This is a genomic window from Pseudosporangium ferrugineum (assembly GCF_003002065.1).
GTDB lineage: Bacteria > Actinomycetota > Actinomycetes > Mycobacteriales > Micromonosporaceae > Actinoplanes > Actinoplanes ferrugineus_A.
Genome location: NZ_PVZG01000005.1, coordinates 343,611 through 366,135 on the forward strand (window position 1 = coordinate 343,611; position 22,525 = coordinate 366,135).

The window sequence follows — 22,525 nt, forward strand, 5'->3', positions numbered from 1 at the left end:
CGTCCGGACCGGCCCGGGGGCGCCCGGCCCGGTCCGGGGGTGTCCGAACGCCTTCCCGGCGGCCCGGGCGACCGGCTTCGCTGCACGGATGGACCTTCTCGACCCGATGCAACTGATCAGCGACGTCTTCCACGGCGGCGTCCGGGCGGTGACCGCCACCCTGCTGTCCCGGCTTCTCCAGCGCCCCGGCGGCACCCGCCAGGGCTCCGCGCGCCAGGGCTCCGCGCGCCAGGGCTCCGCGCGCCAGGGCTCCGCGCGCCTGCCGCGGCTCGCGGGAGCGGCCGGCCGCCGGCGCCGCGGCAGGCCGCGCCGATGAGCGGCCGTCAGGTGGACTGGGCGGCGATCTCCCGGGCCCGGTCCCGCGCCGCCTCCAGGGCCGCGAGCAGCGCCGCCCGCACGCCGTGGTTCTCCAGCTCCCGGATCGCCGAGATCGTCGTGCCCGCGGGCGACGTCACCGCCTCGCGGAGCTTGACCGGGTGCTCGCCCGAGTCGCGCAGCATGACCGCCGAGCCGATCGCGGTCTGCACGATCAGCTCGTGGGCGACCTGGCGGGGCAGCCCGAGCAGGATGCCGGCGTCGATCATCGCCTCGACCAGCAGGTAGAAATAGGCCGGGCCGGAGCCGGACAGGGCCGTCACCGCGTCCTGCTGGGACTCCGGCACCCGGATGGTGGCGCCCAGCGGCTTGAACATCTCCTCCGCGACCGCGAGGTGCTCGCCGGTCGCGTGCGGGCCCGCCGAGATCGCCGTCATCGCCTGGTCCACCAGGGCCGGCGTGTTCGTCATGACCCGGACCACCGGGGTGCCCTCGGGCAGCCGGGCGGCGAAGAAGCCGGTGGGCAGGCCGGCGCAGAGGGAGATGATCAGCTTGTCCGCCGGGATCTTCGCGCCGATCTCCGCGAGCAGCGTGCCGGCGTCCTGCGGCTTGACCGCGATCGCCAGCACGTCGGCCTCGGCCACCGCGGCGGCGTTGTCGACGACCCGGACGCCGTAGCGCTCGCGCAGTTCGTCGCCCCGGGCCGCCCGGCGGGTGGTGACCAGCAGCTTCGACGCCGGCCAGCCCGCGCGCAGCAGGCCGGAGAGCACCAGCTCGCCGATCTTGCCGGCGCCGAGCACCGCGACGACAGTCATACGTCCTCCCGAACGTGAGAAAGGGGCGGGCGTGGAGACGCCCGCCCCTTCACCGGATCTCGGCTCAGCTGCCGAAGAAGACCTCGGCCTCGTCGTACCGCGAGATCGGCACGGTCTTCAGCTCGCCGGTGCCGTCGATCAGGGGCACCCGGACGATGTCGGTGCCGCGCAGCGCCATCATCTTGCCGAAGTCGCCCTCGTGGACGGCGTCGATGGCCTGGAGCCCGAAGCGGGTCGCGAGGACCCGGTCGAACGCGGTCGGGGTGCCACCGCGCTGGATGTGACCGAGGACGACCGTGCGGGCCTCCTTGCCGGTCTTCTCCTCCAGCTGCTGGGCGAGCCACTGGCCGATGCCGCCGAGGCGGACGTGGCCGAACGCGTCGAGCTCCTGGTTGTGCGTGACCATCTGACCCTCGAGCGGCTGGGCGCCCTCGGCGACGACCACGATGGGGGCGTACTCGACCTGGAAGCGCTTGGTGACGTACGTGGCGACCTGCTCCACGTCGAAGTTGCGCTCCGGCAGCAGGATGACGTTGGCGCCACCGGCGAGGCCGGCGTGCAGCGCGATCCAGCCGGCGTGCCGGCCCATGACCTCGACCACCAGGGTGCGGTGGTGCGACTCGGCCGTGGTGTGCAGCCGGTCGATGGCCTCCATCGCGATGTTGACCGCGGTGTCGAAGCCGAACGTGTAGTCGGTCGCGTTGAGGTCGTTGTCGATCGTCTTCGGCACGCCGACGACGTTGACGCCGAGGTCGTTCAGCTTCGTGGCGACGCCGAGGGTGTCCTCGCCGCCGATCGCCACGAGCGCGTCGACGCCCTGCTCGGCCAGGTTGGCCTTGATCTTCTCGACGCCGCCGTCGATCTTGAACGGGTTGGTCCGGGAGGACCCGAGGATGGTGCCGCCGCGCGGCAGGATTCCGCGGACCTCGGCGATGCCGAGCGGCTTCGTCAGGCCCTCCAGCGGACCCTTCCAGCCGTCCCGGAAGCCGACGAACTCGTGACCGTACGTGGCGACGCCCTTGCGCACCACCGCCCGGATCACCGCGTTGAGACCGGGGCAGTCGCCGCCGCCGGTGAGCACGCCGATACGCATGATTGCTCGTCCTCCCTGATCGGGTCGCGAGATGCCCGGCACCCTGGGGATTCCGTCGTCCGGCGTCACTGCCGGGTCCGGGGGCGGGCCGCATGCGCACTGTAGTCGCCGCGGTCACCCCGGACCAAAACGCCCCGCTACAAGCGTACGGTTTCGTTCTCGCCGGCGTCCGGGGTACGGCCCGTCACCGCCGCCTTGGCGAACCCGAGCAGCGTGACGACCCGCGAGCTGTGCGCGGACTCCCAGTACTCGGCCGTCTCGGCGTGCACCTTGACCAGGGTCAGGTTCGGCGTCTCGAGCCCGTCCGGGAACCAGGCCTTGAGCATGGGGTTCCACAGCTCCTCCGCCTTCGCCCGGTCGTCGGTCCGCGCCGCGGTGCCGGAGACCGAGGTCCACGCGTGCTGCCCGGCGTCGCTGAACGACACGTTGACCTGCGGGTTGGCCCGGACCTGCGCGACCAGGTCGGAGTCCGCGTACGTGAAGAACCAGAGGTCGCCGTCGAACTCCACGTCCTGCAGGGCCATCGGGCGGCTGACGTGCCGGCCCTCGGCGGTCATCGTGGTGAACATCCCGATCCGGGCGTCCTTGACGAGCTCCTTCAGCTTCTCGCGCTTCTCCTGCTCGCTCTTCTGCTCACCGTGCTCGGCCATGGCCGGCTCCCTTCGTCGCGGTGTCCCGGTGAACTTCCCGGGGTCACCGCGACGAAACGGGCAGGACCCTACCTTTCGTTCATCCCGGCCCGGCGGCGCAGCGCCGACACGTCGGTGACCACGATCCGGCGGCCCTCCGTACGCAGCCAGCCCCGCGTGGCGAAGGAGCCGATGGCCTGGTTGACGCTCTGCCGCGAGCCGCCCGCCATCTCGGCGAGCTGACTCTGGTTGAGCTCGATGGTGATCATCGGTGCCTGGCTGTCACCCGCGAGGCGGACCAGGGTCTTGGCCACCCGGCCCGGCAGGTCGAGGAAGACATGGTCGGCGTTCTGCTCGGTGAGCCGCCGGATCAGGCCGCCGACCGAGCGCATCACCGCGTCGAGGATGCGCGGGTTGGAGTGCACCAGGTCCATGAACGCGACCCGGGACAGGGCCAGCGCCTGACTGTCCTCGATCGCCTCCGCGCTGGCCGAGCGGGTCGACGCGTCCAGCAGCGAGACCTCGCCGAGGACGTCGGGCGGGCGGACCACCGTGAGCACCGCGCGCTCGCCGGTGGGTGCGGTGCGGAACACGGCGATCGCCCCGCGGCGCAGCACGATCAGGGAGTCGCCGGGGTCGTGCTCGACGAAGAGGATCTGACCCTTGCGGTAGGTGCGGGGCACCGCCGCCGCGATCACCCGTTGGCGCACGTCGGGCTCCAGCCCGGCGAACATCTCCACGCCCGTGAGCGCGTCACCCGGCTCCGGCAGCCGATGGTCCACGGTCAGTCCTTCCCCCGGTCGGGAAAACCGCCGGCGCGGCTGTCCGACGTCGTCCCTAGACGCAAACGATCACTCTTAGCATGAAGAGCGTCATCAACGCCATTTGATACCTCGAGCGCCCTGCCTTTCGATCATTTCGCGGATGTCGCTCGCTGTACACCCCCCGTACGCCGTCAGTCACGATGCATCGTGACCGCCGAACCACCCACCGTGTCCGTTGCAATCGCATCGGATCCCCCGATAATCGCGCCGTGCCGGACCTCGACCTTCTTCGATCAACGCTGCGCGACCAGTGGCATCTCGTGCCGACCGGGATCGCGCCGCTGCCGGGCGGCCTGCTGTCGCACGGCTGGGACATCACCGCGGGCGGGGAGCGCTTCGTCGCCCGGCTCGCCGAGCCGGCCGCCCGGCAGCCGGTGGAGGCGGGCCTCGTCGCCGCCGAGCACCTGCGCGGCCGCGGCATCGAGGCCGGCCGCCCGGTACGGACGCTGGCCGGCGGCCTGACCGCGGAGACGCCGGGCGGGGCGATGGCGGTGCTGCGCCGTACGCCCGGCCGCACCCTCGACGGCCGCGACCCGGTGGACCAGCAGTTCTGGGGAGACCGGCTGGGCGCGGTGCACCGGGCGCTGCAGACGTTCACCCACCCGGGGCTGCGCCGCGGGAACCCGCTCGACCCGGACGCGCCGCACCTGGGCGCCGAGCCGTGGCTGCGGGAGGCGGTGGCCGGCGCGGCGACGGCCGCGACCCGGCTCACGGTCACCGACCGGCTCACGTACGGGGTGCTGCACGGCGACCCGGCGCCCGAGGTCTTCCTGGTCGACCCGGCGACCGGCCGCGCGGGCCTGCTGGACTGCGGCGCCGGCGGCACCGGCCCGCTGCTCTACGACGTGGCCGCCGCGGTGATCTACGCGGGCGGCCCGGACACCGCCGCCGAACTGCTGGACGGCTACCTGGCCGCCGGCCCGGTCGACGAGGACGAGCTGCACGCCGCCCTGCCGGTGATGCTGCGCCTGCGCTGGGCGGTCCACGCCGACCGGGCGGCCCGGCGGCTGGCCGCCGGCGAGGGCGGCGAGGGCGACGGCGAGGTGCTGCGGCGCGCGCGGGCCGCCCTGGCCGCGGCGCCGGAGCCGCGGTAGGCAAGGATGGACGGTGATGGTCTACCGCTATTTCTACGACTGCGAGTTCATCGAGGACGGCCGCACGGTCGACCTCGTGTCCATCGGCATGGTCGACGAGCACGGCCGCGAGTTCTACGCGGTCTCCACCCAGTTCGACGACTCCCGGGCCGTGCCCTGGGTGCGCCGCAACGTGCTGGACAAGCTGCCCTCCCCGGCCGACCCGGCGTGGCGTTCCCGCGAGCGCATCCGCGACGACCTGCACGCGTTCCTGGTCGAGCCGCTGCGAGGCCGCGACGAGCAGATGGAGCTCTGGGCCTGGTACGCGGCGTACGACCACGTCGCCCTGGCCCAGCTGTGGGGCGCGATGCCGGCCCTGCCCCGGGAGATCCCGCGCTTCACCAAGGATCTCCGGCAGCGCTGGGACGACCTGGGCCGCCCGCCGCTGCCCACCGCGCAGGGCCGCCATGACGCGCTGGTCGACGCCAAGCACAACCTCGCCCGCTGGAACGCCATGGAGCGGCACTCCCGGCAGGCCTGACGGCTACTTCTTCCGGCCCTTGGCGGCGGCCTTGCGGGTGGCCTTCGCGTTGGCTTTGTCGATGGCGTCCACGAGCTCGGACTTCTTCATCTTCGACCGGCCGCTGATGTCCAGGCGCTTGGCGAGCTTCAGCAGGTGCTCCTTGCCGGCGTTGGCGTCGACGCCGCCCTTGGTGGCCGCCTTCGTGTCCCGGCCGCCGGCCGCCTTGGCGTCGCTGGGGCCCTTCTTCGCCTTGGGCTCCCAGTGATCGCCGACCTTCTCGAACGAGTGCTTCACCGCGGCCAGGGCGGTCCGGTGCGCCCGCTCGCCCTCGCCGTACTCTTCGACCGCGGCGTCGTGCGCCTTGACGTACGTGTTCTGTGCCTTCTTCGGCGACCGCTTGAGCGTGCCGGGCAGGTCCTCTCGGGCCGGCATGGCGATCCTCCTCACGTCGGTGACCCGATCTCCGTGCCCGGTCCCCGAGGGGCTCAAACGCCGGGTGAGCGGGACGCCTCCGGCGCCGGCGCGGGGGTGGGCGCCACGACCGCCGTCTTCAGCGAGGAGGCGTAGACGTCGACGTACTCGCGGCCGGTCAGGGTCATCAGCTCGTACATGATCTCGTCGGTGACGGCGCGCTCGACGAAGCGGTCGCCGAGCTTGTCGGCGTACCGGGAGAAGTCGAGGGGTGCGCCGAAGCGCATCCGGACCCGCTTGATCGAGGGGATCAGCCTGCCGGTCGGCTGGATCTCGTCGGTGTTGAGCAGGGCGACCGGCACGACCGGGGCGCCGCTCTCCAGGGCGAGCCGGGCGACGCCGGTCTTGCCGCGGTAGAGCCGGCCGTCCGGGGAGCGGGTGCCCTCGGGGTAGATCCCGGCGATGTTGCCGGAGCGGAGCACGCGCAACTGCGTGTCGAGAGCCGCGCGGGCCGCTTTGCCGCCGGAACGGTCCACCGGGATGGTGCCGGTGCTGACGAAGAACTGGCGCATCAGCCAGCCCTTGATCCCCTTCCCGGTGAAGTACTCCGCTTTGGCGACGAATGTCACCCTCCGCTTCACGAGCAGGGGTGTGAAGATCGAGTCCGAGAACGAGAGGTGGTTGCAGGCGAGGATCACCGGCCCCGCCGCCGGGACATGGTGCAAGCCCTCCACATCGGGGCGGAAGAGGCATTTCAGGACGGGTCCGAGGACCACGTACTTCAACAGCCAGTAGAACACTGACGTCCTTTCCCGCGCGCTCGGGTCCGTAGGGCAGGGAAAGCGTACGAAGCGGGAGCGGCACGCCACAACGCACTCCCGCAAGCGGTACCTGTCGTGTCACCATTCAAGGCACGCGCGAGCAGCGCGGGGCGAGGAGTGTGCAGGGTGTCTGCGGGTGGCGCCCGTCGCGGGCGGCGGGACAACGGACTCGACGCGGCCGATTACGCGGCCGCGGGCGACGTGGATCCGCGTGTCGGCGAGCATCTGCTCGACGTCCTGGCGGCCGGCGGCATCGCCGCATATCTACAGCCCTCGGCCGATCTCAACCCGATCCTGCGGGCGACCACGTTCCCGGCCCGCCCGACCGACCGGCTCTACGTCGACCGCACCCACCTCGCCACCGCCCGCGAGCACCTGCACAAGCTGACCGGCGGCACCGGCCCGTTCCCGCCCGCCGCGCAGCCGGAGTCCCGGGAGGGCCGCAACCAGAGCGACGTGGACGCGGAATGGGCGAAGATCGTCGCCGGCTTCCACACCGCCGTCGACCCGACCGCGCCGCCGTGGCCCGCGGCCGAGGGCATCGACGCGACCCGCGCCCCCGAGCTGCCGAAGCCGGGGCCGGAGCCGCAGCCGGGCGACAAGCTCACCTCGGCCGCCGACTTCACCGGCATCCAGCTCAACCGCCGCCGCACCGACCGGGTGGACGAGCCGTCGATGCTGGACGGGCTGGACACCTTCGGCACCGGGCTCGGCGACGACGAGGACGACGAGCGGTACGTCCCCCCGCCCCCGCCGCCGCTCCCGCACATCTCCAAGTACGCGATCGCCGGCGTCCTCGGCGTGGTGCTCGGCTTCGTGCTCTTCCTCTTCCCGTGGCTGCTCCCGATCGAGCGCAACTACGTGACGCTGATCGGCTTCACGGCGATCGTGGCGGGCGCCGTCACGCTGGTCTGGCGGCTGCGTTCCGGTGATGACGACGACGAGTTCGACGACGGCGCGGTCGTCTGACCGCCCCAAAATATGACATAGACCACCGCCATTGTTTCGCTCGGTAGTCATCCACTAACCTCTCGTGGATGCGCCAGAGCTCGCTCGTGGTCGTCGCCAACCGCCTCCCCCTGGACGACAGTGCCGCGCCGGACGGGGCCTGCGAATGGCGGCGCAGCCCCGGCGGCCTCGCCAGCGCCCTGCACGCCATCCTCCAGCAGACCCCGGCGACCTGGGTCGGCTGGGGCGGGGGGATCGGCGCCGCGCCCGCCCTCCCCGACATCGGCAGCCTGCGCCTGCGCCCGGTCGCACTGTCCGAGAAGGAGGTCCGCGGCTACTACGAGGGCTTCGCCAACTCGACGCTCTGGCCGCTCTACCACGACGCGGTCGAACAGCCCGTCTTCGACCGCGGCTGGTGGGAGACCTACCGGGACACGAACCGCCGCTTCGCCGAGGCCGCCGCCGAGGTGGTCGAGCCCGGCGGCGCCGTCTGGGTGCAGGACTACCACCTCCAGCTGGTCCCGGACCTGCTGCGCGAGCTCCGGCCGGACGTGCTGATCGGCTTCTTCCTGCACGTGCCGTTCCCGCCGCCCGAGCTGTTCATGCAACTCCCCCGGCGCAGCGAGCTGCTGCGCGGCATGCTCGGCGCCGACCTCGTCGGCTTCCAGCGCCCGCAGGCCGCCCACAACGTCGCCCAGCTCGCGGTGAAACTGCTCGGCGCGCAGGTCACCGCGAACGACCAGATCACCCTCGACGGCCGTACGGTGCGCACCGGCGCGTTCCCCGTCTCCATCGACGTGGCCGAGATGCAGGCGCTGGCCGCCCGCCCCGACGTGCGCGACCACGCCCAGCAGCTCCGCGCCGACCTGGGCCGGCCCCGGCGGGTGCTGCTCAGCGTCGACCGGCTCGACTACACCAAGGGCATCGAGCACCGGCTGACGGCGTACAGCGAGCTGCTGCGCGACGGCCGGGTGAAGGTGCGCGACACGGTGATGGTGCAGGTGGCGGTGCCGAGCCGGGAACGGGTCGACAGCTACCGGGTGCTGCGCGACCGGATCGAGGGCGAGGTCGGGCGGATCAACGGCGAGTACGGCCGCGTCGGCGAGACCGCCATCCACTACCTCAACCAGCCGTTCGACCGCGCCGACCTGGCCGCGCTCTACCAGACCGCGGACGTGATGGTGGTGACCCCGCTGCGCGACGGCATGAACCTGGTCGCCAAGGAGTACGTGGCCGCCCGCGCCGACGCCTCCGGCGCCCTGGTGCTCAGCGAGTTCGCCGGGGCCGCGGCCGAGTTCGAGGACGCCTTCCTGGTCAACCCGCACGACGTCGACGGGCTCAAGGACACGCTGCTGCTCGCGATGGAGGCGGACCCGGCGAACCTGGCCCGGCGGATGGCCGCCATGCGGGACCACCTGACCCGCCACGACATCGTGGCGTGGGCGCGGGCCTACCTGACCGCGCTGGACGGCACCGGCCGGGTGGCCGCGGGGCTGCGCCGCTGACCACCCGCGGGCCGGCTCAGGGGGTGGGGACCCAGACCCAGACGTCCCGGTCCTGCTTCGCCGGGCCGTACACCTGCTCGACGAGCTTGCGCAGCGGCTCCTGGAAGGGGTCCGCGCGCATCACCAGCACGGCACCGCTCCAGTGCGCCACGTCGGCGCGGACGGCCGCCCGGTCGGCCTCGGTCAGCACGGGCACGGTCCCGGACTTCGCCGTCTCGTGCACCAGCCGGGTCAGCGTGCCGGTCTGCGCCGGGCCCATCTTCCCGTGGCCGTCCAGGCTCGGGCCGAGGAAGTAGCCCTCGGGCACCGCGAACTCGTGCAGCGCCGTCGCGCTCCAGCCCAGCTCCTCGCGGCCGCGCCAGTCGTCCGGCAGCGGCACCGGCACCAGGGTGTGGCCGGGGGTCACGTACGGCCGCCAGGCGCCCGACGTGATGAACTCCGGCGCCGGCCGCTCCGGCACCGTCGGCACCGGGGTGGGGATGATCGGCAGCAGCGCGGCGGCGATCGCCACCTGGCCGTACGGGCGGCGCATCCGCTCCCAGCCGAGGGCGATCAGCACCACGATCGCGCCGATCACCACGAAGGTCAGCCGGCTGGGCATGAGCAGCCCGAAGACCGGCATCTTCTTCGGCATCATGGCGAGCGGGCCGGGCGTGTCGGTGACCAGGCCACCGATGCGCAGGATCGGGCCGAGCGAGAGGAAGCCGACCACGACGGCGGTGACCGCGGCGACCCGCGCGATGATCGACTGCCGCCACAGCAGGACGCCGAGCGCCAGCGCGAGCAGGGTCAGCGGCCAGCCGAAGTAGCTGTTCTGCTCGGTGCGCCCGACGGTCGCCTCGGACGCCGGGGTGCCGGCGAGCGTGTCCCGGGCGAAGGTCAGGTACGCGAGCGGGTCCTCACCCCAGTCGGTGAAGTACGGCATGCTCGAGAACGACATCGGCCCGTGGAACTGGAACCAGATCGGGTACGCGCACAGCACCCCCGCCACGACCGCGGTGACCCCGAGCGCCCGCAGGAACGCCCCCGCCCGCGCCCGCGCTGCCGCCGGGCGCATCGCCAGGTACGCGATCGTCAGCACGAGGCTGCCGACGGCCGTGATGAGCAGCAACTCCTCGTTGATGAACAGCTGGTAGGTGACGAGCGCGCCGAGGATCAGCCCGTCGCGCCGCCAGCGGCCGTCGATGCCGAGCCGGGCCACCCGCGCCACGATCAGCGGCAGCGCGAAGTTCGAGACGAAGTTCGGCTGGCCGTTCGCGTGGTGGATGATGCCCGGGGCGAAGCCCGCGAACGCGCCGGCCACGAACGCCGCCGCCCGCGACTTCACCAGGTACCGCTGGAGCACCCAGTACGCGCTGAACGCGGTGGCGGCGCAGGCCCCGACCATCCAGATGAAGTAGCCGATCGCCGGCCCGAGCAGCATCGTCACCGGCGCCATCGGCAGGGTCACGCCCAGCACCGACGTGTTCGCCATCATGTTCACGCCGTCCGGCGCGTTCTGCTGGGTGGAGAACAGCGGGTTGCTCAGATGCCGCACCGAGTACGCACCGTGCGACAGGAGCCACTGGAACCACGTGTTGTCGCCGGACAGGTGCGAGGAGATGCGCCCGGCGGGGTCGACGGCGTACTTGCCCATCACCAGCACGCCGAGTCCGAGGTACACGACCGCCGCCGCGGCGTGCGGGCGGACGCGGCGCCATCGCGACGGAGCCGGCACGGAGACCTCCCCTGCCGGGCGCGCGGGCGCGGATGTGAGCGAGTCGACCATGACCGAGGACCGTACGGGCGCCAGGATAAGGCGTGGGTAAAGGGGGGTCTACCCGGCGAGTTCCTTGACCAGCCAGTCGAGGATGGCGTCGATCGGCTCCTGCCAGCCCGGCTCGAGCATCAGATCGTGGCCCATGCCGGGGAACAGCAGCGGCGCGCCGCCGAAGCGGGCCGCCGCACGGTCGAGCGCCTTGCGGGTCACGATCCGGTCGTCCGGGCTGCCCACCACCAGGGCCGGCGGCGCCCCCACCGGGTCGGCCGGCCCGGGCGCCGTCAGCAGCGAGCGGTAGACGGCCGAGGGCGCCCGCGTCAGCCGTTCGACGTACGCGTCCGCACCCGGCGGATCGCCGGCGAACAACTGCCTGCGGCTGAGCCTCAGGCCGCCGCCGAAGAACGCGGGGAGGGTGCCCAGCGGGTTGGTCCGCAGCGCCGCCCCGAGCGCCGCCCGGCCGTGCAGCACCGGCGCGGCCAGCACCGCGGCCCGGGCCGGATACCGCGCGAGCGCGTGCGCGACGACGAGCGCGCCGACGCCGTGGCCGACCAGCACGGCCTGGCGGGGCAGCCCGGCGGCCACCTGCACGACGTCGTGCGCGTACGCGCGCAGCGACCCCTGCTCGCGGGGGCTGAGGGCGTACGCGGCGAACCCGCGCGAGGCGACGTGCCCGAGCCAGTGCTCCCGGAACGCCCAGGCGCCGTGGCCCAGCCCCGGCACGAACAGCAGCGGAGGCTGGCCGTCGTCGGGGTGCGGCAGGGCGCTCAGCACCTCCCGGCGTACGGAAGGAACGGGGTCGGTCCAGTCCTTGAACCGCACCAACTCCAGCTTCATGCCGGCTCCATCTGCTTCAGAAGGTCCTCGAGGGCGCGCAGGTAGTTGGTGTGGCTGACCTCGAACCAGTGCCGGGACGACGGTACGACGCGCAGCCGGGTCCACGACCGCAGCGGCCGCGTCGACTCGCGCTGCTGCACCGCCACCGCCCGGTCCGGATCGGTGAGGCGCAACCGCAGCCAGCGGGCGACGGCCACGCTCTGCCAGTGGGCGAGCGGCAGCAGCCCGGCGTCGGCCTGCACCAGCCCCACCACCGCCAGCGTCGGGTGCCGCCGGGCGAAGGCGTGCAGGTGCAGGTCGGGCTTGCCGTCCTCGTCGATGTCGAGCAGGTCCGGGGCGAGGAACTCGAAGCGCGGCAGATAGCCGGTGGCGGTGATCACCAGGTCGGGCTCCACGCGGCGGCCGTCGGCGAACTCGGCCGTGGCGCCCTCGAGCCGGACGACGTCCGGGACCGGCGTGATCCGCCCGTGGCCCACGTAGTAGACGAGCTGGCTGTTGACGACCGGGTGGCTCTCGTACGGCCGGTGGTCGGGCGCGGGCAGGCCGAACCGGGTCACGTCGCCGACGGTCAGCCGCACGGCCAGGTGGTAGAGCCACTGCCGCAGCCGCAGCGGCACCCGCTGCTCGAGGAGCTTGTCGTGGACCTGGTCGGCCGGGCGGCCGAAGACGTACTTCGGGGCGTACCAGTAGCCGCGCCGGGTCGAGTGCCACACCGTGGTGGCCTGCTGCGCCGCCTCGACCGCGATGTCGCAGCCGGTGTTGCCGCCGCCCACGACCAGCACCTTCCGGCCGCGCAGCTGCGCCGGGTCCTTGTACGCCGCCGCGTGCATCACCCGCCCCCGGAACGCCGACGTGTCCACCGACAGCGGCTTCGGCGACCAGTTGTGCCCGTTGGCGACCACGACCGCCGCGTAGCGCTGCACCCGTTCCGCGCCGCCGCCGGTGCCGCGCGTGGTGACGTCCCAGCGGCCGTCGCCGACCGGGGTCACCGCGACCACCTCGGTGCCGAACCAGATGCTGTCGCGCAGTCCGAAGTGCTCCGCGTACCGCTCGAGGTAGGCCAGGAGCTGGGTGTGGTGCGGGTAGTCGGGCCAGTCGTCGGGCATCGGGAAGTCCGGCAGCTCGGTCAGCGGGCGCGACGTCACCAGGTGGGTGCTCGCGTAGACCGGGCTGCGGTCGTGGCGCCAGTTCCAGGCGCCGCCGACCGACGTCTCCCGCTCGTAGCAGTCGACGGAGAAGCCCTGCTCGCGCAGGTTCTTGACGGTCACCAGGCCGCTGGCGCCGGCGCCGATCACGCAGACCGCGTCGTGCCGGTCGGCGATGTCAGGGGTGTCGTGCACCGGAGAATCCTCGCAGAACGCGTGGCACGCCCGGAAGGGGTCAATCCGCCGGGAGAATCAGCTCCGCCAGGACCGGCAGATGGTCGCTCGCCCGGCGGGCCGTGTCGTTCTCCACCACCTCGTAGCGGTCGACCTCGATGCCGGGCGAGACGAACAGCGCGTCGAGGCGCTGCCGCGGCAGGGTGGCCGGGAACGTCAGCGTCGCCCCGCCGCCCCGGGAGGCGGTGTCCACCAGGCCGTCGGCGACCGTACGCCACGCGCCTCCGCCCGGCCCCTCGTTGAGGTCACCGCCCGCGACGAGCGGGCCTTCCACCGCGGACAGCGCCTCCTTCCACACCGCCGCCTGCTCGGGCCGCTCGGTGGGGTCGGTCGCGAGGTGCGACCCGGAGACCGTGAACCGGCCGCCGGGCACCGTGCACCGCGCGAACGCCGCGCCGCGCAGGTGCCGGCCGGGGGTCAGCGGATAGCGCAGGCACCAGGTGTCGTGCACCCGCACCCGGAGGCTGACCAGCAGCAGGTTGCCCAGCGACGGCAGGCCGCCCGCCGCGACCACCATGCCGAAGTCGTCGGCGAGCGCCGCGCACTTGTGCCGCCACCGGAAGCGCCGCGGCGCCTCCTGCACGATGACGACGTCCGGGGCCAGCTCCCGCACCAGGCCGGTCAGCGCCGCCCGGTCGTCGCGCAAGCCGTGCACGTTGTAGCTCAGCACCCGCAGCCGCACCCCGGACACGTCGTCCCCCTCAGATCCGGCGGGCCAGGTCGGCGGCGCCGAGCACCCCGGCGGTGTTGCCGGTCTCCGCGGCCCTGATCTCCGCCACCGGGAACCGCCCCCGCTGGGCCAGCTGGTCCCGGTACGTCCGCTCGGTCGGCCCCATCAGCAGGTCACCCGCGTCGATGACGCCGCCGCCGACCACCAGCACCTGCGGGTCGAACGCCTGGGCCAGGTCGGCCATCGCCACGCCCAGCCAGTAGCCGATCTGGGCGAACGCGTCGCGGGCCACGCCGTCGCCGGCCTGCGCCGCCTCGGTGATCATCCGGCCGGTGATCTCCACCGGGTCGCCGCCGGCCAGCCCCAGCAGGTGCGCGGCCCGGTCCGGTTCCTGCCGCGCACCCGCCCGCGCGAAGCGGACCAGCGCGTTGCCGCTCGCGTACTGCTCCAGGCAGCCGAGCCGGCCGCAGCCGCAGGGATGCCCGCCGTTGACCGACTGGATGTGGCCGAGTTCCCCGGCGATCCCGTTCGCGCCCCGCCACAGCGCGCCGTTGAGCACGATCCCGCCGCCGATCCCGGTCCCCACGGTGATCATCACCATCGAGTCGTCGGCCTGCCGCGCGGCCCCGAACCGGAACTCCGCCCAGGCCGCGACGTTGGCGTCGTTCTCCAGCACGGTCGGCAGCCCGACGGCCTTGGCCACGTAGTCGCGCACCGGCTCGTCCCGCCACGCCAGGTTGGGCGCGAACAGCACCGTCGACCCGGCCGCGTCGATCCACGCGGCCGCGCCGATCCCGACCGCCTTCGCCCCGGGGTGCAGCGCCGCCAGCTCGGCGGCGACCGCCACGATCGTGTCGCGCGTGCCGGCCGGGTCGTCCGCGGGGGTGTCCCGGCGCGTCTGGGCCAGCACAGCGCCCGTGTCGTCCACCACCCCGCCGGCCACCTTCGTGCCGCCCACGTCGACTCCGATGGTCAGCGTCACGCTGCCCGTCCCCTCTGTTGTGTCACACCACGTCGCCGGGGGCGTCGTCGCCCGGCCGGCTCCCGTGGTCCTCGGCCGCAGCCGGTGTCCCTTGTGCCGCCACATCATGATCTACGCTGCCGCTTCCCGCCACGCCGGTTTCCCCCCGGAACCCGCCATCCGCGACGGCAGCCGCCCAGACATCTCCACGACCGGACAAACCAGACTTTTCAGTACGCGGTCCGGAGTCCCCGGAAGCAGCGGCGGCCCGGCGCCCTCCCGCGGACGCGACCGCACCGGTGGCCGGGCTCTCCTGCCGCGCCCCCGCTTCGTGCCGGGCAGCCGCATCGGCCGGAGCTCGCGTGGCGGCAGCCCACGGATCACCGGTCCCGCTCCCGTCCGGCGAGCCGGCGTTCGCCGGATCGACATCCGACCCCGGGCCGGCGCCCCCCGGGCCGACGGTCTCGCCCGGGCCGGCGGCCTCGCCCGGAGCGGCGGTCTCGCCCGGGCCGGCGGTCTCGCCCGGGCCGGCGGTCTCGCCCGGGCCGGCGGTCTCGGGTTCGCTCCGGGGCGGCTCCGGCGGGGTGCGGGTGGCGGCGCCCCACGGGTCCAGCGTTTCGTCCGGCTTCCGGGCGGGCGGCGGCTCGGCGTTCCGGCGGGTGGCCGCCGACCAGGCCTCGTCCGGCGTGGGTTCCGGGCGCGAGGCCGGCCGGGGCTTCGGGGTGGCGGCGGTGGCGCCCGCGATCGTGGAGAAGGCGCGCATGATCGTGGCCACTCCGGTGGCGAGATCCCCCGCGCCCGCGGCCAGGCGTTCGGCGGTCTGCGGGGTCGGGTCGCGCAGGGCCGCTATCGTCCGGCAGATCGGGCACACGCAGCACTCGGCCGTGCCGGTCGCCCACCCGGTGCTGCTTGTGTGCGGCTGGGTGCCCGTACCGGAGAAGATTTGACCGACCGCTCCCGTGAGCAGGTCGCCCAGGCCCTCGCGACCGCCCTGCGAAACCATCGCGAGCAGGGCGGCGACCAGCCGTTCCGCCTCCTGGCGTGCCGTTCCCGTGGTCCCAGTCATGGTCGGAGCCCCTCCCGCGCCGTGGTGCGAACGGCCGTCACGTCTTGGCGAGGCTCTCGACCCGGCGCTTCAACTCCTTGAGCGCCGTGTCCATGATCATCTTCTCGGCCTTGCGCTTGAACATGCCGAGCATGCCGATGTTGAGCTCCACCTCGAGCATGTACGTCACCGTCGTCGTGCCGTCGCCCGCGTCGGTGAGGTCGTACGAGCCGTTCAGCGTCTTCTGCATCTTCGACGGTGCCACGAGGTGCCACTCGATGCGCGACAGGTCGTCGGCGTACGCGTACTCGAGCGTGTAGTCGTCGGCGAGCGGTCCGGCGTCCAGGACGAACCGGACCTGGGCCGCGTAGCCGTCGTCGTACTCCTCGACGACCTCCACCCGCTTCATCGCGTCCGCCCACTCCGGGTAGCGGGGGAAGTCGCAGATCACCGCGGCCACCTGGTCGAGGGGCGCCTTTACCTGGATCGACTGCGTCGAGGTGTCCGCCATGGCTGGCAGGCTACCTCGTGCCGGACCCGGACCGGGCGACCCCCGGCCGCAACGGACGATGGGCCGTTTCCGGAGCGTCCGGCTACGATCCGTCACGTGTCCGCCTCAGCCCGCGCTTCCGTGCGCGTCCACCCGCTCGCGGTGGCCGCCCGTCTCGTCATGCTCGCGCTCGTCGCGGCGCTCACCCAGATCGCCACCAAGGAGCCCGGGCAACTGCGCTGGATAGCGTTGCTGCTGGTCGCCGCCCTGCCCGCGTTCTTCGCCCCGGACCACCGCTTCGCCGCGCCGCTGGGCCGCTTCGCCGAGGTGGCGGTCACCGGCCTGGCCGCCGGGTCGATCGCCGCGGCCGCGAACATCTCCGGGACCTTCGACGCCGGCTTCGGCGCCGAGGCGGTCCTGCCGTACCTGGCCGTGCCGCTGCTCACGGCCGCCCTGCGCCGGCGCCCGACCGAGGGCGCGGCCCTGCTCGGCGTCGCGGCCGTCGCGATGGTCGTCGGCGGCATGCTCGCCGAGGACGGCGAGACGATCATCACCCAGCTGGGCTATCTTGCCGCCGGCGGTCAGTGGCTGGTCCTCGGCGCGATCGTCACCTTCGCCGCGGACACCATGCGGCAGCTGATGGCTCCGGCCGAGAACAAGCCCCAGCCGTACGCGGAAGCCACCCGCCTGCTCACCCAGCTGCGCAGCGTCGCCCGTTCGCTGCCCGGTGCCACCCTCGACCCGGGCGGCATCTCCGAGCACCTGCTGGAGGAGTTGCGCGTCGTCGCTCCCGGGCACCGCGCGGCCGTGCTGTCGGCCAGCGGCGGCGGGCGCCTCGTCGTGCTCGCCCAGACCGGCGCCGAACGCGTCGACTGGGAGGTCACCCTCGACGCCGACTCGGCCATCGCGGACGCGTGGGCCACCCAGCAGCCGCAGACCGCGTCCCGTTCCCAGGCCCGCTCGCACCAGGGCGGGGAGGCGTCGTCGCTGGTCGTGCCGCTGGTCGCCGGCGTACGCACGATCGGGCTGGTGATCCTCGAGGCGGACGTGCCGAACGCGTACCCGTCGGCGGTGATCTCCCGGGTGACCGAGGTGACCGGCCCGGCCGCCCTGCGGCTGGAGGCCGCCCTGCTCTTCGACGAGGTCCGCTCGCTCGCGACCAATGAGGAGCGTCAGCGCCTCGCCCGCGAGATCCACGACGGCGTCGCCCAGGAACTCGTCATGGTCGGCTACGGCATCGACAACGCGCAGGCGACGCTGCCGGAGGGCGCCGACGAGACCGCCGAGGAACTGCGCACCCTGCGCGGCGAGGTCACCCGGGTCATCACCGAGCTGCGGCTCAGCCTGTTCGAGCTGCGCTCCGAGGTGGACCGCAACGGCGGCCTCGCGGCGGCCATCGCCGAGTACGCCCGTACCCTCGGCACGTCGGCCGGCCTGCGGGTGCACTTCACCTTCGACGAGTCCACCGCACGCCTGCCCGCCGCGACCGAGGCGGAACTGCTGCGCATCGCCCAGGAGGCGATCACGAACGCCCGGAAGCACGCCGGCGCCTCGAACCTGTGGGTGACGTGCACCGTCGACCCGCCGTACGCGCAGATCGAGGTCACCGACGACGGCAAGGGGTTTGCCGACGACCGCCCCGACGGGCGCTACGGCCTTGCGATCATGGCCGAGAGGGCGGAACGTATCCGAGGCCGGCTGGAGATCAGACCACGACACCCCAGCGGGACAACCGTTGCGGTAGTGCTCGGAACCTCCGCTCGGCGCGATAGCGTGCGGGATAGCGTTTCCGCACCAGAAGGGGAGTAACCCGAGCATGTCGACCAGTCCGATGCCGACGACCCGCACCAAGGTGCTCCTCGTCGACGATCACGACCTGATCCGTAAGGGGCTGCGGCACGCGTTCGAGCGGGACCGGCAGTTCGAGGTGGTCGGCGAGGCCGCCACCGCCGCCGAGGCCGTCCGCCAGGCCGGCGCGCTCCAGCCCGACGTGGTCATCATGGACCTGCGCCTGCCCGACGGCAGCGGCCTCGAAGCGACCCGTGCCCTGCGCAAGAACAACGCCAACATGGGCATCGTGGTCCTCACCATGTACGCGGGCGACGACCAGCTCTTCGGCGCCCTCGAGGCCGGTGCCAGCGCCTTCGTCCCCAAGACGGCCCCGGCCGACGAGGTCGTGGCGGCAGCCCGCCACGCGGCCTCGGCCCCGAGCGCCTTCACGGCGGCCGACCTGGCCGAGGCGATGAAGCGCCGCCTCGCCCCGTCGGGCCCCCAGCTCTCCCCCCGCGAGGGCCAGGTCCTGCGCCTGCTCGCCGACGGAATGAGCGTGGCGGGAATCGCCAAACAACTCTTCGTCTCGGAGTCGACGGCGAAAACCCACATCTCCAAGCTGTACGAGAAACTCGGAGCAGCCAACCGAGCCCAGGCGCTGATGACGGCACTACGGCTGGGACTCCTCGAAGCACCGGACGCGCCCAAGTTCTGATCTCGCCGGCGCACTGAGCCGCCCGTCGCCCCGCTGGGGTGGCGGGCGGTCGCCGTTCCGGGCTCGGGCTGCTCCGGTCGTCCCGGCCTCCGGGTCGCTCCGGGCGGTTTCGGCCTTTTCTCAAGGCCACTCCGGGCCCACTCCGGGCCCACTCCGGGCCCACTCCGGGCCCACTCCGGGGCCGCTCCAGCGCCGCTCCGGGGGCCGCTTCAGACCGCCTCCGGGCCCTTCTCGGGTAGGCGACGTTAACCGTTTTCCGGCACGGACCTGGCAATTTCGGCGTTTCTGGAAGCAAGATTTTTTGTGGCCCCGGGCCGCCCTCGCGGGGCGGTCGTCAGGCGGGACGGCGGGTGGTGAGGCGGCGGGCCGCCAGGTAGGCCTCGCAGCCGAGGCAGAGTCCGAACGCCGCGTTGAGGAAGGCCGCGAGCAGCCCGAAGGCCGTGGCGGCCAGGCCCAGCGCCGCGGCGCCGGTCAGGTAGCCGGCCGAGGCGACGGCGAGGAAGACGAAGCCGACGAGTTGCGCGAAGCGGACGGGGGCCGCGTCCTCGCGCTCGGCCGGCGGGCCCAGGCGCGGGGCGATCAGGGCGCGGTAGAGCAGCGCGTACGGGCCGCGGCGGGGGTCGGCGGCGGTGATCGCGAAGACCACCGTCTGGGCGAGGGCGAGCCAGCCCCAGCCGGTGGCCAGGACGATCACGAGGACGGCGGTGGTCAGCGCCGCGGCGAAGCGAGGGCCGCGCGGGTCGAGCTGCATGAGTGGACTGTCGCACGCCGGAGGCGCCCGCCGGCCGTGTGTTGCATCACCGGCGCAAAGGTGCAGATTCCCTGGTCAGCGGGCGGGAAGCAGCTCGCCGAGGGCGGCGATGAGTTGCGGCTTGCCCGATACGCCGGTGGCCCGCCTCGCCACCCGGCCGTCGGCGTCGAGCACCAGCAGCGTCGGCGTCTTCCAGATCCCCAGCGCCCGCACGGCGTCCAGGTGGCTCTCGGCGTCGACCTCGACGTGCTGCACGCCGGGAATCATCGCGGCGACCTCGGCACTCACCCGCCGCACCGCACGGCACGGCGCACAGAACGCGGAGGAGAACTGCAGCAGCGTGGCCTCGGCCGGCTGCACGCCCAGCGCGGCAAGCACGGCGGGATCGATCCGGTCACCGCCGGCCGCCGGGGGCTCGGGAACGGACGGCGGGGCAGGACGACCCGCTGCTGCGGACTCGATCACGTCGCTGTCCTCCGTACCCGCGTCATCGAGGACCCTGCCGGAGACGGCCCGGAGCCGACCGCCGGCCCGCAGCCGACCACCGGCCCGCAGCCGGCCGTCAGTCCGGAGCCGGCCGTCAGTCCGGAGCCGACCACCGGCCCGCAGCCGGCCGTCGGTTCGGCGGCGCCACAAGCCGATCGCGACGCCGGCCACGACGACCGCGACGGCGACGACCAGCCCGGCGGCATCCATTCCCTCACTGTGGCACGCGCCCGCCCCGGAAGCGATGTGACCTACGACGCGGGCTGGTACGCGCTCGCCTGCAACGTGAACAGCTGCGCGTAGATCCCCTCCGCCGCCATCAACGTACGGTGATCGCCCTCCTCCACCACCGAGCCGTGGTCGAGCACGTAGATGCGGTCCGCCTCGCGCACGCTGGCCATGCGGTGGGTGATCAGCACGACGGTACGGCCGGCCGCCAGGTCCCGGAGCCGCAGATACACCTCGTGCTCCGCCCGCGCGTCGAGGTTCGCGGTGGGTTCGTCGCAGATCAGCAGCGCCGCGTCGCGGTAGAAGGCGCGGCTCACGGCCAGGCGCTGCCACTGCCCGCCGGAGAGGTCCGCGCCGTCGGTGAAGTGGCGTGACAGCAGCGTCTCGTACTGGCGCGGGAGTTCCATCACGAACTCGTGGGCATCCCCGGCCCGGGCCGCCGCGTGCACCTCGGGGAGGTGCGTGCTCCGCTCGTACCGTCCGATCGTGATGTTGACCCGCGCGGAGAGGGGCCAGCGGGTCGGTTCCTGCATGACGACGGCGACGCGCCGGCGGATCGACTCGGGGTCGCAGGTCCGCAGGTCCCGGCCGTCCCACGTGATCCGCCCGGTCTGCGGCTGGTAGAGCCCCGCGAGCAGGCCGGCGAGGGTCGACTTGCCGGAACCGTTCTCGCCGACGAGCGCGATGATCTCGCCGCGCCGCAGCGTCATGCTGACCTCCTGGACGGCCGGGCGCTCGGCGTCGGGGTAGGCGAAGGTGACGCCGTCGAGGCGGATCTCGGCGAACCCGGCGGGTGCGGCACGGCCGGTCCCGCTCTCGTCGCGGGCCTTCGACATCTCGCAGAATCCCTGGAAGTCCGCGAAGTACAGGCCCTGTTCGAACACCCGGTTGGCACTGTAGGCGAGTTCGGTGAGCTTCGAGATCCCCATGCTGATCGCGTACGCGGCAGCGCCGCCGGCCGCCAGCTCCATCCGGCCGGTCCACAGGAGCCAGAGCAGCACCGCGTACGTGAGCCCGGTCGCGATCCCACTAAGCGTGTTGCCGACCATGGTGGTGCGCACCTGACGCTCGGCAAGCTTGATCTCCTGCACGGTGGCGGCGGACAGCAGCCGCTTGATCTCGGCGAGCAGATATCCCCGTACGGTGAAGGCCCGGAGCTCGGCCGCCGGCTCCCGCGCCGCGAGCAGATGGGCGAGCATCCGCTGCCGCCGCCACACCGCGATGAACCGCAACTGCTGCCGGTAGCCGAGCCGGGCGGACCGCACCGCGGCCCAGGCGATGGGCACGACCGAAACCACGAGAAGCGGCAACAGTACGGGGTGCAGCACGCCGAGCACCCCGGCCGCGGCGGCCAGCCCGATAAAGTTCGTACCGAGCTCGATGGCCCGGTCGACGAGCATCTGCGCGGCGTTGATGCCCCGGTCCCGGGCCCGTTCCATGGCATCGCGCCACCCCGGATCGTCGAACGTGGACAGCCCGACACTGGTCGTCAGGTCGAGCAACCGCATCTCGGCGGCCTCGTACACCCGCGGCGACAACCGCCCGTTCGCCGCCGCCGCGGCCGAACTGAGCGCACCCCGGACAGCCACCGCAAACACCAGCAGAACCAGCGACGGCACGGCGGCCCGCACCCGCTCCGGCGTGGGCCCCTCCCGCAACAGCCCGTCGAACACCCCGACAACACTGATCAGCCCGGCAGCACTGGCAAGCCCCCCGAGCACCTGAAGCACAACAACGGCAATGGTGGTACGACGACTGGCCTGCCAGGCCAGAGCCCACGCGGCCCGCAGAAGCCGAGGCAGCCGCCTGCACATCCGGGCGAAGCTGGTGTTGGCGGCCTCCTCGGTGCTGGTGAGCCAGTACGGCAGCTGCAACTCCCCCGCATCCTCACCGGAAAGCTCAGTGCCGGCGGCGGGCGGCGCGCCGGACGGCTCACCGGCAGCGGACCGGCCCCCGGACGGGTCACCGGGCGGGTCACCCGGCGGGAGCGGGTCGCGGCCCTCCGAACCGGGCGATTCGACCGTGGCGCGCGGGTCGACGCCGGGCGAGCCGACGCCCGGCGGGTCGACGCCCGGCGAACCGACGCGCAGGTCGGCGTGACCCGAGTCAGCGCCGCGCAGGTCAGCGTCGCGCAGGTCAGCGTCGCGCAGGTCAGCGTCGCGCAGGTCAGCGTCGCGCAGGTCGCCATCCCGCGCGTCCGGGTCGTGGGGGTTGCCGGCCGACTGGCTGACGTCCCGCAGGTCGGCGTCCCGAGGGCCGACATCCTGAGGGCCGACATCCTGAGGGCCGACGTCTTGCGGATCGGCGTCCTGAGGGCTGACGCCTCGCGGATCGACGTCCTGCGGATCGGCGTGCTGAGGGGTGACGCCTCGGGGGTCGGCGGTGTGGGGGTTGGCGGCTGGCGGGTTGGCGTCCTGCATCAACGGCTCCCGTCCCGTGGGCTCTCAGCCGTTCCTACCCTCTCACCACAAAGCGTGTCT

General features: G+C 73.1%; 23 protein-coding genes. 7 read left to right on the plus strand and 16 right to left on the minus strand.

Going from position 1 to position 22,525, the window contains the following annotated elements:
- Positions 1-88: 88 nt before the first annotated feature.
- On the plus strand, positions 89-316 hold the full coding sequence (locus tag CLV70_RS13520; RefSeq protein WP_106126795.1) for a hypothetical protein: 228 nt from the start codon (positions 89-91) through the stop codon (positions 314-316).
- A 7-nt stretch (positions 317-323) separates the two neighbouring features.
- On the opposite strand, the gene proC is transcribed toward CLV70_RS13520, so the two are convergent.
- The 4 genes from proC to CLV70_RS13540 all read right to left on the minus strand — a co-directional run bounded on the left by proC (position 324) and on the right by CLV70_RS13540 (position 3,634).
- The gene (gene proC / locus CLV70_RS13525; protein ID WP_106126796.1) at positions 324-1,130 is read right to left on the minus strand and encodes a pyrroline-5-carboxylate reductase; all 807 of its coding nucleotides are present in this window, start codon (positions 1,128-1,130) and stop codon (positions 324-326) included.
- 64 nt (positions 1,131-1,194) lie between these two features.
- The gene (locus CLV70_RS13530) at positions 1,195-2,223 is read right to left on the minus strand and encodes a 6-phosphofructokinase (protein WP_106126797.1); all 1,029 of its coding nucleotides are present in this window, start codon (positions 2,221-2,223) and stop codon (positions 1,195-1,197) included.
- A 137-nt stretch (positions 2,224-2,360) separates the two neighbouring features.
- Positions 2,361-2,873 (minus strand): pyridoxamine 5'-phosphate oxidase family protein, encoded by a 513-nt coding sequence (locus tag CLV70_RS13535; RefSeq protein WP_106126798.1) that lies wholly within the window; start codon positions 2,871-2,873, stop codon positions 2,361-2,363.
- A gap of 68 nt (positions 2,874-2,941) precedes the next feature.
- Complete coding sequence (locus tag CLV70_RS13540; RefSeq protein WP_106126799.1) at positions 2,942-3,634, minus strand: Crp/Fnr family transcriptional regulator; 693 nt, start codon at positions 3,632-3,634, stop codon at positions 2,942-2,944.
- A gap of 251 nt (positions 3,635-3,885) precedes the next feature.
- Here CLV70_RS13540 and CLV70_RS13545 point away from each other — a divergent pair, with 251 nt between their 5' ends.
- Entirely contained in the window at positions 3,886-4,770 is an 885-nt protein-coding gene (locus CLV70_RS13545; RefSeq protein ID WP_245908202.1) for a phosphotransferase enzyme family protein, read from the plus strand.
- Between the two features lie 16 nt (positions 4,771-4,786).
- Positions 4,787-5,290 (plus strand): polyadenylate-specific 3'-exoribonuclease AS, encoded by a 504-nt coding sequence (locus CLV70_RS13550; RefSeq protein ID WP_106126800.1) that lies wholly within the window; start codon positions 4,787-4,789, stop codon positions 5,288-5,290.
- Between the two features lie 3 nt (positions 5,291-5,293).
- Here the strand turns inward: CLV70_RS13550 and CLV70_RS13555 are convergent, their stop codons facing one another.
- Together CLV70_RS13555 and CLV70_RS13560 are read right to left on the minus strand one after the other, a co-directional pair.
- Complete coding sequence (locus tag CLV70_RS13555) at positions 5,294-5,704, minus strand: ChaB family protein (protein ID WP_106126801.1); 411 nt, start codon at positions 5,702-5,704, stop codon at positions 5,294-5,296.
- 53 nt (positions 5,705-5,757) lie between these two features.
- Positions 5,758-6,483, minus strand: coding sequence for a lysophospholipid acyltransferase family protein (locus CLV70_RS13560; RefSeq protein WP_106126802.1), 726 nt, complete (start codon positions 6,481-6,483; stop codon positions 5,758-5,760).
- A 147-nt stretch (positions 6,484-6,630) separates the two neighbouring features.
- Between CLV70_RS13560 and CLV70_RS13565 the strand changes: the two genes are divergently transcribed.
- On the plus strand, positions 6,631-7,473 hold the full coding sequence (locus tag CLV70_RS13565; RefSeq protein ID WP_106126803.1) for a DUF308 domain-containing protein: 843 nt from the start codon (positions 6,631-6,633) through the stop codon (positions 7,471-7,473).
- 68 nt (positions 7,474-7,541) lie between these two features.
- Positions 7,542-8,957 (plus strand): alpha,alpha-trehalose-phosphate synthase (UDP-forming), encoded by a 1,416-nt coding sequence (locus tag CLV70_RS13570; protein ID WP_106126804.1) that lies wholly within the window; start codon positions 7,542-7,544, stop codon positions 8,955-8,957.
- Positions 8,958-8,973: 16 nt separating this feature from the next.
- On the opposite strand, the gene CLV70_RS13575 is transcribed toward CLV70_RS13570, so the two are convergent.
- Genes CLV70_RS13575 through CLV70_RS13605 form a run of 7 tightly spaced genes read right to left on the minus strand, consistent with a single transcriptional unit; the run spans position 8,974 to position 16,116 of the window.
- Positions 8,974-10,725, minus strand: coding sequence for a hypothetical protein (locus CLV70_RS13575; RefSeq protein ID WP_106126805.1), 1,752 nt, complete (start codon positions 10,723-10,725; stop codon positions 8,974-8,976).
- 48 nt (positions 10,726-10,773) lie between these two features.
- The gene (locus CLV70_RS13580; RefSeq protein ID WP_106126806.1) at positions 10,774-11,550 is read right to left on the minus strand and encodes an alpha/beta hydrolase; all 777 of its coding nucleotides are present in this window, start codon (positions 11,548-11,550) and stop codon (positions 10,774-10,776) included.
- Positions 11,547-12,890: a flavin-containing monooxygenase gene (locus CLV70_RS13585; RefSeq protein WP_106126807.1), complete on the minus strand. Its 1,344-nt coding sequence runs from the start codon at positions 12,888-12,890 to the stop codon at positions 11,547-11,549. The genes CLV70_RS13580 and CLV70_RS13585 overlap by 4 nt, the downstream gene beginning before the upstream one ends.
- A gap of 40 nt (positions 12,891-12,930) precedes the next feature.
- The gene (locus CLV70_RS13590; RefSeq protein WP_106126808.1) at positions 12,931-13,620 is read right to left on the minus strand and encodes an endonuclease/exonuclease/phosphatase family protein; all 690 of its coding nucleotides are present in this window, start codon (positions 13,618-13,620) and stop codon (positions 12,931-12,933) included.
- 10 nt (positions 13,621-13,630) lie between these two features.
- Positions 13,631-14,581, minus strand: coding sequence for an ROK family glucokinase (locus tag CLV70_RS13595; RefSeq protein ID WP_106126809.1), 951 nt, complete (start codon positions 14,579-14,581; stop codon positions 13,631-13,633).
- Between the two features lie 22 nt (positions 14,582-14,603).
- Positions 14,604-15,626: a hypothetical protein gene (locus CLV70_RS39105; RefSeq protein ID WP_146164055.1), complete on the minus strand. Its 1,023-nt coding sequence runs from the start codon at positions 15,624-15,626 to the stop codon at positions 14,604-14,606.
- A gap of 37 nt (positions 15,627-15,663) precedes the next feature.
- On the minus strand, positions 15,664-16,116 hold the full coding sequence (locus tag CLV70_RS13605) for an SRPBCC family protein (RefSeq protein ID WP_106126811.1): 453 nt from the start codon (positions 16,114-16,116) through the stop codon (positions 15,664-15,666).
- A gap of 96 nt (positions 16,117-16,212) precedes the next feature.
- Here CLV70_RS13605 and CLV70_RS13610 point away from each other — a divergent pair, with 96 nt between their 5' ends.
- Both CLV70_RS13610 and CLV70_RS13615 read left to right on the plus strand, forming a co-directional pair.
- The gene (locus CLV70_RS13610) at positions 16,213-17,904 is read left to right on the plus strand and encodes a GAF domain-containing sensor histidine kinase (RefSeq protein ID WP_106126812.1); all 1,692 of its coding nucleotides are present in this window, start codon (positions 16,213-16,215) and stop codon (positions 17,902-17,904) included.
- A gap of 7 nt (positions 17,905-17,911) precedes the next feature.
- Entirely contained in the window at positions 17,912-18,580 is a 669-nt protein-coding gene (locus CLV70_RS13615) for a response regulator transcription factor (protein ID WP_023359837.1), read from the plus strand.
- Positions 18,581-18,914: 334 nt separating this feature from the next.
- Here the strand turns inward: CLV70_RS13615 and CLV70_RS13620 are convergent, their stop codons facing one another.
- From CLV70_RS13620 to CLV70_RS13630, 3 genes are all read right to left on the minus strand, one after another.
- Complete coding sequence (locus tag CLV70_RS13620; protein WP_106126813.1) at positions 18,915-19,331, minus strand: DUF4395 domain-containing protein; 417 nt, start codon at positions 19,329-19,331, stop codon at positions 18,915-18,917.
- Positions 19,332-19,406: 75 nt separating this feature from the next.
- Positions 19,407-20,027, minus strand: a complete 621-nt coding sequence (locus CLV70_RS40395) for a TlpA family protein disulfide reductase (RefSeq protein WP_211303754.1) — start codon at positions 20,025-20,027, stop codon at positions 19,407-19,409.
- A 41-nt stretch (positions 20,028-20,068) separates the two neighbouring features.
- Positions 20,069-22,465 carry an ATP-binding cassette domain-containing protein gene (locus CLV70_RS13630; RefSeq protein ID WP_106126814.1) on the minus strand — a complete coding sequence of 799 codons (2,397 nt, stop codon included), beginning with the start codon at positions 22,463-22,465 and terminating at the stop codon, positions 20,069-20,071.
- Positions 22,466-22,525 lie beyond the last annotated feature (60 nt).

Excerpts from the sequence above, each read along its gene's own strand:
- CLV70_RS13520 (WP_106126795.1), top strand. The coding sequence starts at position 89 with ATGGACCTTCTCGACCCGATGCAACTGATCAGCGACGTCTTCCACGGC.
- proC (WP_106126796.1), bottom strand. The coding sequence starts at position 1,130 with ATGACTGTCGTCGCGGTGCTCGGCGCCGGCAAGATCGGCGAGCTGGTG.
- CLV70_RS13530 (WP_106126797.1), bottom strand. The coding sequence starts at position 2,223 with ATGCGTATCGGCGTGCTCACCGGCGGCGGCGACTGCCCCGGTCTCAAC.
- CLV70_RS13535 (WP_106126798.1), bottom strand. The coding sequence starts at position 2,873 with ATGGCCGAGCACGGTGAGCAGAAGAGCGAGCAGGAGAAGCGCGAGAAG.
- CLV70_RS13550 (WP_106126800.1), top strand. The coding sequence starts at position 4,787 with ATGGTCTACCGCTATTTCTACGACTGCGAGTTCATCGAGGACGGCCGC.
- CLV70_RS13555 (WP_106126801.1), bottom strand. The coding sequence starts at position 5,704 with ATGCCGGCCCGAGAGGACCTGCCCGGCACGCTCAAGCGGTCGCCGAAG.
- CLV70_RS13570 (WP_106126804.1), top strand. The coding sequence starts at position 7,542 with ATGCGCCAGAGCTCGCTCGTGGTCGTCGCCAACCGCCTCCCCCTGGAC.
- CLV70_RS13575 (WP_106126805.1), bottom strand. The coding sequence starts at position 10,725 with ATGGTCGACTCGCTCACATCCGCGCCCGCGCGCCCGGCAGGGGAGGTC.
- CLV70_RS13580 (WP_106126806.1), bottom strand. The coding sequence starts at position 11,550 with ATGAAGCTGGAGTTGGTGCGGTTCAAGGACTGGACCGACCCCGTTCCT.
- CLV70_RS39105 (WP_146164055.1), bottom strand. The coding sequence starts at position 15,626 with ATGACTGGGACCACGGGAACGGCACGCCAGGAGGCGGAACGGCTGGTC.
- CLV70_RS13605 (WP_106126811.1), bottom strand. The coding sequence starts at position 16,116 with ATGGCGGACACCTCGACGCAGTCGATCCAGGTAAAGGCGCCCCTCGAC.
- CLV70_RS13615 (WP_023359837.1), top strand. The coding sequence starts at position 17,912 with ATGTCGACCAGTCCGATGCCGACGACCCGCACCAAGGTGCTCCTCGTC.
- CLV70_RS13620 (WP_106126813.1), bottom strand. The coding sequence starts at position 19,331 with ATGCAGCTCGACCCGCGCGGCCCTCGCTTCGCCGCGGCGCTGACCACC.
- CLV70_RS40395 (WP_211303754.1), bottom strand. The coding sequence starts at position 20,027 with ATGGATGCCGCCGGGCTGGTCGTCGCCGTCGCGGTCGTCGTGGCCGGC.
- CLV70_RS13630 (WP_106126814.1), bottom strand. The coding sequence starts at position 22,465 with ATGCAGGACGCCAACCCGCCAGCCGCCAACCCCCACACCGCCGACCCC.